Source organism: Vreelandella neptunia (assembly GCF_000712975.1).
GTDB lineage: Bacteria > Pseudomonadota > Gammaproteobacteria > Pseudomonadales > Halomonadaceae > Vreelandella > Vreelandella qaidamensis.
In genome coordinates this window covers 1-625 of sequence record NZ_JHQL01000012.1, presented here as the reverse complement: position 1 = coordinate 625, position 625 = coordinate 1, and the positions used below count along the sequence as shown (strand labels likewise).

1 protein-coding gene is annotated in these 625 nt (G+C 58.4%); it reads left to right on the top strand.

Going from position 1 to position 625, the window contains the following annotated elements; translation table 11 throughout:
• Nucleotides 1–43 precede the first annotated feature (43 nt).
• Nucleotides 44–625, top strand: a 582-nt coding sequence (locus CR46_RS0117625; RefSeq protein WP_030074925.1) for a biotin/lipoyl-containing protein, incomplete at its 3' end; no start/stop codon positions are given.

Below are 625 nucleotides of genomic sequence, written 5' to 3'. Positions count from 1 at the left end.
GCAGATGCCCGCCGGCTCGATCCGATTTGGAAGGAGCGCGACCTTGAGTAGCGAAATCATCAAAGTTCCCGATATCGGTGGCGACACCGATGTCGAAATCATCGAGATTGCGGTGTCAGAAGGCGACGTCATTGAAGCGGAAGACACCCTAATCACCCTGGAATCTGACAAAGCCAGCATGGACGTCCCGGCCCCGAAAGGCGGCAAGGTGCTCAAAGTACTGGTCAAAGAAGGCGATACCGTCTCGGAAGGTGACGACATCGTTGAGCTGGAGGTTGAAGGCGGTGGCGATGCCAAGCCGGAAGCAGCGGCTGACAGCTCCTCCGACGAAGCCCCCGCACCGAAGCAGGAAGACGCCCCCGCACCGGCAGCGAAGAAAGCCGGTGGCGGTAAACAAACGGTCGATATTAAAGTGCCGGACCTGGGTGGTTCAGACAACGTTGAAATCATCGAAGTGGCGGTCAGCGCCGGCGATGACGTCAACGCCGAAGACACCCTGATTACCCTCGAGTCGGATAAAGCCTCGATGGATGTACCCAGCCCGCACGGCGGTAAGATCGTTGCGCTCACGGTGAAAGAAGGCGATACCGTCTCGGAAGGCGACGTGATCGGCCAGATGGAAATC